This window comes from Shewanella sp. GutDb-MelDb, assembly GCF_002836075.1.
Taxonomy (GTDB): Bacteria; Pseudomonadota; Gammaproteobacteria; order Enterobacterales; family Shewanellaceae; genus Shewanella.
On sequence record NZ_PJBM01000210.1, the window covers coordinates 1 to 8,177 of the forward strand.

The 8,177-nt window shown below is 40.0% G+C and carries 7 protein-coding genes; 3 read left to right on the forward strand and 4 right to left on the reverse strand.

Annotated features, from left to right (window positions below; genetic code table 11):
- The 3 genes from CXF82_RS10365 to CXF82_RS10375 all read left to right on the forward strand — a co-directional run.
- The coding region (locus CXF82_RS10365) for a PrkA family serine protein kinase (RefSeq protein ID WP_102044149.1) at window positions 1–1,890 on the forward strand (1,890 nt) is incomplete at its 5' end.
- Window positions 1,891–1,942: 52 nt separating this feature from the next.
- On the forward strand, window positions 1,943–3,211 hold the full coding sequence (locus CXF82_RS10370) for a YeaH/YhbH family protein (RefSeq protein ID WP_102044150.1): 1,269 nt from the start codon (window positions 1,943–1,945) through the stop codon (window positions 3,209–3,211).
- Window positions 3,212–3,221: 10 nt separating this feature from the next.
- Window positions 3,222–4,751 carry a SpoVR family protein gene (locus CXF82_RS10375; RefSeq protein ID WP_101091009.1) on the forward strand — a complete coding sequence of 510 codons (1,530 nt, stop codon included), beginning with the start codon at window positions 3,222–3,224 and terminating at the stop codon, window positions 4,749–4,751.
- A gap of 61 nt (window positions 4,752–4,812) precedes the next feature.
- Here the strand turns inward: CXF82_RS10375 and rplY are convergent, their stop codons facing one another.
- From rplY to CXF82_RS10395, 4 genes are all read right to left on the reverse strand, one after another.
- Window positions 4,813–5,100: a 50S ribosomal protein L25 gene (gene rplY / locus CXF82_RS10380; protein ID WP_101091010.1), complete on the reverse strand. Its 288-nt coding sequence runs from the start codon at window positions 5,098–5,100 to the stop codon at window positions 4,813–4,815.
- Between the two features lie 152 nt (window positions 5,101–5,252).
- Window positions 5,253–5,801, reverse strand: coding sequence for a peptidoglycan L,D-endopeptidase MepK (locus tag CXF82_RS10385; RefSeq protein WP_101091011.1), 549 nt, complete (start codon window positions 5,799–5,801; stop codon window positions 5,253–5,255).
- Window positions 5,802–5,897: 96 nt separating this feature from the next.
- Window positions 5,898–7,250, reverse strand: coding sequence for a L,D-transpeptidase family protein (locus CXF82_RS10390; protein WP_257982768.1), 1,353 nt, complete (start codon window positions 7,248–7,250; stop codon window positions 5,898–5,900).
- A 202-nt stretch (window positions 7,251–7,452) separates the two neighbouring features.
- Complete coding sequence (locus tag CXF82_RS10395) at window positions 7,453–8,025, reverse strand: type II secretion system protein (RefSeq protein WP_102044152.1); 573 nt, start codon at window positions 8,023–8,025, stop codon at window positions 7,453–7,455.
- Window positions 8,026–8,177: the final 152 nt, after the last annotated feature.

Genomic DNA, 8,177 nt, shown 5'->3' on the forward strand with positions numbered 1-8,177 from the left:
GATGAAGAGTATTCATTAGAAGATTTTTTAAGCATATGTAAAGAGGACCATAGCGCTTTTGCATCAGCAGCTGAACGACTAATCATTGCCATTGGTAAGCCAGAGTTAATTGATACATCAAAAGATCCTATTCTAAGTCGGCTATTCTCAAACCGTCTGGTTTCCAGATATCCTGCCTTTAAAGACTTTTATGGTATGGAAGAGGCCATTGAACAGATTGTGGCATATTTGAAACATTCGGCCCAAGGGCTGGAAGAGTCGAAACAGATCCTTTATCTCTTAGGGCCTGTGGGAGGCGGGAAATCCTCATTGGCAGAAAAACTTAAAGCATTAATGCAAAATGTACCGATTTACGTACTGACCGCAGACGGTGTTCGCAGCCCTGTTAATGACCACCCATTTTGTCTATTTAATCTTGAAGAAGACGGCCAGATTCTTAAGCAAGAGTACAACATACCAAAACGTTACTTAAAAAGTATCATGTCGCCTTGGGCAGTTAAACGGCTGCACGAGTTTGGTGGTGATATTTCAAAATTCAAAGTCGTCAAAGTCTACCCTTCAATTTTAGATCAGCTGGCTATCGCAAAAACTGAGCCTGGTGATGAAAACAATCAAGACATTTCATCTTTGGTCGGTAAAGTCGATATTCGACAGTTGGAACATTTTGCACAAAATGATGCAGACGCCTATTCCTATTCAGGCGCATTATGCCGCGCAAACCAAGGACTAATGGAATTCGTAGAGATGTTTAAAGCACCGATTAAAGTGCTTCACCCTCTACTTACTGCAACTCAAGAAGGTAATTATAACGGCACAGAGGGGCTTTCCGCCCTGCCCTTTGGTGGCATCATTCTGGCCCACTCTAATGAATCAGAGTGGACAACATTTAGGAATAACAAAACCAATGAAGCATTCTTAGACCGAGTCTATATCGTTAAAGTGCCTTATTGCTTGCGCTTATCGGAAGAGGTACGCATTTACGAAAAGCTACTGACAAACTCAGAGTTGGCGAATACGCCTTGTGCACCAGGTACTCTGGAAACCTTGGCTCAATTCAGTGTACTTTCACGTGTAGTTGCGCCAGAAAACTCCTCTATTTACTCCAAAATGCGAGTGTATAACGGCGAAAGCCTCAAAGATACCGACCCTAAAGCAAAATCATATCAAGAGTATCGTGATTATGCTGGTGTAGATGAAGGCATGTTAGGACTATCAACACGTTTCTCATTTAAAATTCTGTCCAAGGTATTCAATTTTGACAATACAGAAATTGCCGCAAATCCTGTGCATCTCTTTTATGTACTAGAGCGTCAAATCGAGCAAGAGCAATTCCCATCAGAAACTGCAGAACGATATTTAGAATTTCTAAAGGGCTACCTTATTCCTAAATATGTCGAATTTATTGGAAAAGAAATCCAAACCGCCTATCTCGAATCTTATTCTGAATACGGACAAAACATTTTTGACCGTTATGTTATCTATGCCGATTTTTGGATCCAAGATCAGGAATACAGAGATCCAGAAACCGGTCAATTATTTGATAGAGCAGCGTTAAATGCTGAACTTGAAAAAATTGAAAAGCCTGCGGGGATCAGCAATCCAAAAGACTTCAGGAACGAAATTGTTAATTTCGTACTTCGAGCTAGAGCCAATAACGAAGGCACTAACCCACTGTGGACTAGCTATGAAAAGCTCAGAACGGTGATTGAGAAAAAGATGTTTTCTAACACTGAAGATCTGCTTCCGGTAATCTCATTTAATGGCAAGACATCGACTGATGATCAACGTAAGCATGATGATTTTGTGAACCGTATGATGGAAAAAGGCTATACACAAAAGCAAGTTAGATTGCTGTCAGAATGGTATCTGAGAGTCAGAAAGTCTTCTTAAGAAAGCCAAATGGGGGAGATTACTCCCCTACTATTTAGGCTCGGAGGTGCGCATGGCAAATTTCATAGATAGAAGGCTCAATGCAAAAGGCAAGAGTACCGTCAATCGACAGCGATTTATTAATCGCTACAAAAAACAGATAAAAAAAGCGGTCAGTGATGCTGTGACACGCCGTAGTGTCACAGACGTCGATAAAGGCGAGAAAATAAGTATCCCCACCCGTGACATAAGCGAGCCCACATTTCACCAAGGTCAAGGCGGAATACGAGAACGAGTTCATCCTGGAAATGATAAGTTCAGCCGAGGTGATCAAATTGAAAGACCCCCTTCAGGCAGTGGTCAAGGTGCTGGACAAGGTGAAGCCTCTGATTCTGGCGAGGGAAATGACGAATTTGTATTTGAAATCTCAAAAGATGAATATTTAGAGTTACTGTTCGAAGATTTAGAGCTGCCTAACCTACAGAACAATCGACTTAATAAACTAGTTGAATATCAAGTCTATAGAGCAGGTTTTACCAATAATGGCGTGCCCGCTAATATCAATATAGTCCGCTCATTACGGTCCTCTATTGCACGCCGCATGACCATGACCTCATCAAAAAAACGCATGCTAAAAGAGCTGCAACAAGAACTGATGGAACTTGAAGGCACTGCAGGTTCTAACGCTGAGCGCATTCTATCCCTTAAAGCACAGATAGACGATCTACAACGAAGAATTAAAAAAGTCCCTTTTATCGACACTTTCGATTTACGTTATAACAATTATGCTAAGCGAGAAGTTCCTTCAAGCCAAGCTGTCATGTTCTGCCTTATGGATGTTTCAGGTTCTATGGATCAAGCAACCAAAGACATGGCAAAGCGTTTTTATATCTTGCTATACCTGTTTCTCACTCGCACCTATAAGAACTTGGATGTTGTTTATATCCGTCACCACACCCAAGCAAAGGAGGTTGATGAACACGAATTCTTTTACTCACAAGAAACAGGCGGAACCATTGTTTCAAGTGCGCTTAAATTAATGCATGAGATCCAACAAAAGCGTTATCCAGAAAATGAGTGGAATATATATGCAGCACAAGCCTCTGATGGAGACAACTGGGCGGATGACTCTCCTTCTTGTCATCACATACTCGAAAAAAAGCTATTACCTGTCGTGAGGTATTTTAGCTATATCGAGATCACTAATAGAGCGCATCAAACACTGTGGCGAGAGTACGAAACATTACAGAAGACACACGCTAATATTGCGGTCCAACACATAAAACAAGCCGAAGATATCTATCCAGTGTTTAGAGAGTTATTTAAGAAACAGGCTGTCTAAGGGGGACGTTATGGACAAAACAGAAAAAAGAAAACCATTAGATGATGGACCCGATTGGAACTTCGATCTGCTTCAAACCTATTTAACAGAAATAGAGCGCGTCGCTCACCATTACCGATTAGACGCCTATCCAAATCAAATAGAAGTTATTACGGCCGAGCAAATGATGGACGCTTACGCAGGTATAGGCATGCCTATTGGTTACACCCATTGGTCCTTCGGCAAACGTTTTATCGAAACGGAACAAGGTTATAAGCGTGGGCAAATGGGCTTAGCTTATGAAATTGTCATCAATTCAGATCCCTGCATCGCCTATCTAATGGAGGAAAATACCATCACCATGCAAGCCTTAGTCATGGCTCACGCAAGTTTTGGTCATAATAGCTTTTTTAAAGGTAATTATCTGTTTAAGACATGGACTGATGCTAGCTCCATTATTGATTACTTAGTGTTTGCCCGAAATTATATCAGTGAATGTGAGGAGTTACATGGTGTTGAAAGAGTGGAAAGCATCATTGATTCATGCCATGCACTCATGAGTTTCGGTGTAGATAGATATAAACGTCCAAGTGAGATCTCCTTTAAAGAGGAGAAAATGCGTCAAAAAGATAGAGAAGCCTATTTACAGAGCCAAGTTAATGATCTCTGGCGCACCGTGCCAGAAACGCCTCAAGAACAGTTAAAGGCCAAAAAGCAACATTTCCCCGCTGAACCGCAAGAGAATATATTGTATTTCATTGAGAAGAATGCACCGCTTCTAGAACCTTGGCAAAGGGAGGTTGTTCGCATTGTGAGAAAAATGGGCCAATACTTCTACCCACAAAAACAGACCCAAGTGATGAACGAAGGCTGGGCTACCTTTTGGCATTACACCATTCTTAATCATCTTTATGATGAAGGGCTGGTGACCGATAGATTTATGTTGGAGTTTTTACAAAGCCACACTAATGTTGTCGTTCAACCCAGCTACAATAGCCCGCATTATAGTGGTATTAACCCTTATGCCCTTGGCTTCAACATGTTTATTGATATTCGTCGAATATGTGAAAAACCAACCGAAGAAGATAAACAATGGTTTCCAGATATTGCAGGCAGCGATTGGCTAACAACACTGCACTTTGCCATGGAAAACTTCAAGGATGAAAGTTTTATTAGCCAATATCTTTCACCTAACATCATTCGACAGTTTAAGTTGTTTTCGATCCTAGATGACGACAATAAGAATCACCTTGCAGTTTCAGCTATTCATGATGAACGAGGGTACAAAGAGATAAGAGAAAAATTATCGCAACAGTATAACTTGTCTAATTTAGAGCCTAATATTCAAGTCCATAATGTGGAAGTATCGGGTGATAGGTCTCTAACACTGCGTTATGTTCCAAACGCGAGGATCCCGTTAGCTGATAGCCGACATGAGGTTGTCAAACATATCCATCGTTTATGGGGATTTGATGTGCGGATTGAGCAAGCTGAAAATGGAGAGAACAAAGTGATAGCCGCCAGCCCTGAATGCAAGCTTGATAACTCCGCGAATATTTAAAACACATTTTTCAAACACAAAAAAAGCGCCTATTCAGGCGCTTTTTCAATTTACTTAAAACTTAAGCAAATTTAAAGTCAATATGTTCAACTAAAATCTTGTACGCATGACGTTGCATGTCTTGAACTCGTACTAATACATCTTTACCATCTAAAGCGATAGTTAGGTCAGTATTGTAAAAATCGTCGTTCCCTTGGATGTTGATGATATCTTTATGATCAAAAACAATAGAGATAGCTTCTTTACCTGGACCATAGATAACAGCAGGAACTTTGTTAGCATGACGTAGGCGGCGGCTCGAACCTTTCCCTATTTCAGTGCGGATTTGTGCAGGAATAGTATAAGACATAATAAAACTCACTTAATATAAATAAGATGTAAAAGATTACAGTAACGATTTTCGACCAACCATTACTGACTAAAAGCGGGCGGATATTAACATAAAATTAAGAACTACACAAAATATTAATTGGGTTCACTTATGACTCATTAACGCCAAACTTACCAGCTTCGGATAGGCCCCGTATCGATATGTACAAAACCAGAATTAGGATAATAACCGACACCGCCTAATTTAAGTGCAATGGCAGCACTTCTTACATCTGCGAGTTTCACACCAGGGATAGCGATATCTAAGGCCATTCCTTTCATATGGTAACTTTTCTTTGCAACACCATGACTTCTTTTTGCCAACATTTCATTCGTTTTTGGAGAACGGTAGCCCGATATGATATGAAATTCATCATCAAAACTCAGTGATGTTTTCAATTGATACGCAAAATCAAATAAACGTTTATCCATAGGAACTGATTCATTCTGGCGATGATCTCGTAGTACTTGATTAAAACCGGTCAAAATATCCGCTTGATAATCACCATCGATCCAATAGCTTCCCTGCTCTCTCTCACCGGTATGGCGGTTGTAAAACCCTAAACTGCGCACCCCCTTGGTTGAACGACTTGCCTGTGCCTTTGTTGGAAGCATAGAAAACATTGCAACACCACCAAGGCCTAATAATAACTGTCTACGAGCAGAACATACTACGGTCACACTTTCACCACTGACTACTTTTCCTACAACTGGCAGGCAAATTACCCTGTTAGTTTTAGGATTGCAAGTTATCCGTATAAAATATCGTTAAGTGTATTATAAGTCGTTGATTTGAGCACTGGCGGTATCTGCAAAGCTAGTAGCAGCCCGTATTTGGTAGATGTCATTTCTAAATTGTGTCTGATTGGACGCATCTATCCAAGCAGTCCAATAAACCAAATGCACGTTGAGAGTGGCATTTAACGCAAACCATTGGGTCCGGTTTCGGTCGGCATGTCTATCGACCCATGTCTGTTTATCTTTAACTAAATTTGCCGCCATCCAATTAGCTAAGCCTTCAACATTTTCAACCCGTATACACCCTGATGAAAGTGCCCGATTACTGCGCTCAAACAAGTTTGGATCAGCCGTGTCATGAAGGTAAACACTAAAGTCATTTGGAAAATAAAATTTATAACGGCCTAATGTATTCGTTCTACCTGGACGTTGCACAAATCTAAAAGGAAAAGGTCCTCTTGCCAGATCACTCCACTGCTGCGGTGTTCTCACCACCAAATTATTATTACGATCAAATACATCAAAATTACGCGTAGCGATATAATTACCGTCTTTTCTTACTTGTGGCAGCAAGTCTTTATGGAGGATTGTTTTTGGTACTCGCCAGCTCGGATTGATCACGACATTAGAGATTGAACTACTAAGTAACGGCGTTGGTCTGTAAGGTTTTCCGACTATTACCCTTGAAAAAAGCTCAACCTTTCCCTTATTAAACAATTCCATTTCGAATGCAGGTATATTGATTACCAGAAAACGTTCGTCACGTTGAGCCATAAACTCGGCTCGTTGGATATAATTTTTAGCCAGAATAGATGCGCGCTGCTCTGGGGGCACATTTAACCACTTTACCGTTTCAGGGCCAATAATCCCATCAGCTTTCAAGCCATGCCTTTGTTGAAAACGTTTTAATGCATCAACAATATCTTCATTTAGCACTGTAGACTCTGTAACGGCACTTTTAGCATCACCAAGCAACCATAATCGCTTAACAATAACGGGAATAACCGGATGATTTGTTCCAGGGCGGATCAAACCGTCAATGATTATCGGCTGCCACCAATCTTGTTCAGCTAACCATTGCAAATGGCGGATACGATTTTGAACCTGCAGATAACCATTTAATTGTGGTTCTAAACCCATAGCCCTAACGAAAGGATCACTAATTTCAGTTAATCCTTTGTTTCTAATGGGTATATGATGTTCACTCCAAAATAGTTCGATATCACTTTCGAGCTGATTTAACTCTTTAGAGGAGAGTTTGTTAATAGAGAGTGCTTCTTTATACTGAACAAACTTGCCGTCAGTATCGACTAATGCAAGCAAAGACACCTGTTGGTATAACATCTTTTCAGCACGTGTAATTCGTTCATCAGCATATCCATTCAAGCTCATGAAAAGCATACTTATACAGCATATGAAACCACAAAATCGCATTTAACCACCCTATTAACATTCTAATGTTAAGTATGGCAAACAATTATGTTTTGTATATGACGTAATAAAGAATTAGCTTTTATCAAAAAAATAAATTCAAGCCAATAAAAAAGCTCCTACGATAGAGGAGCTTGATTAATAAAGATAAAAACCCTGTTAGTTATGGGTAACTAAGAACCCCTTTCTCAACCTCTGTCTTACCAGTATTGGGATAGTATTTTAGTACCCAGTTTTTTGCGTCTTTTGTACGATCATCAGCGATATAGTTGTAATAACAATAAGTATTAGCATTACTTAACACACCACCTGAATACCAATAAATAATGTCATCGCTTTTATCGAACGTATTGTTACCGTGGCTCTCTAAAGTATATTCGTCATTTTCAAGCAGGCCTTGCCATATTTCTTTGCAAAATTTTCCCTGCAGCCTTGTACCACTTTCACTCAAAGTGGTATCTATACCGAGTGGGAACCCCGTCACCCCAGAATCTAATGTCCCATCACCATAACAGCTTACATCGACTTGATAACCGCTTTTACCAGACGCCAACCAACAACTGTGATAAAGCTTCACACCAGAGGTAAAGCTGCCAAAAGTACTTTTAATCGACGCATCATGGGCATCTTGGCTTAGATTGATAAATTTTGGCGCTGCCACTACGGCTAAAATACCGAGCACAATAATAACGACAACAAGTTCTATTAGGGTAAACCCTTTCGATTTTTGCTTCATGCTTAGACTCACACATTAGATATTGTGGTGCAATATACATAAATTAACAGCTACTGTCATATGATACATAAGCTTTTGAATTGATTAAGAACTTACTAAATAATGTCACTATAATTCATTACAAAAAAACTGATTTACATTAACGTTTAAAC

Bases quoted from the DNA above. Each gene is read 5' to 3' on its own strand.
- CXF82_RS10395 (WP_102044152.1), bottom strand. From the start codon at position 8,025: ATGAAGCAAAAATCGAAAGGGTTTACCCTAATAGAACTTGTTGTCGTT.
- CXF82_RS10390 (WP_257982768.1), bottom strand. From the start codon at position 7,250: ATGAGCTTGAATGGATATGCTGATGAACGAATTACACGTGCTGAAAAG.
- CXF82_RS10370 (WP_102044150.1), top strand. From the start codon at position 1,943: ATGGCAAATTTCATAGATAGAAGGCTCAATGCAAAAGGCAAGAGTACC.
- CXF82_RS10375 (WP_101091009.1), top strand. From the start codon at position 3,222: ATGGACAAAACAGAAAAAAGAAAACCATTAGATGATGGACCCGATTGG.
- rplY (WP_101091010.1), bottom strand. From the start codon at position 5,100: ATGTCTTATACTATTCCTGCACAAATCCGCACTGAAATAGGGAAAGGT.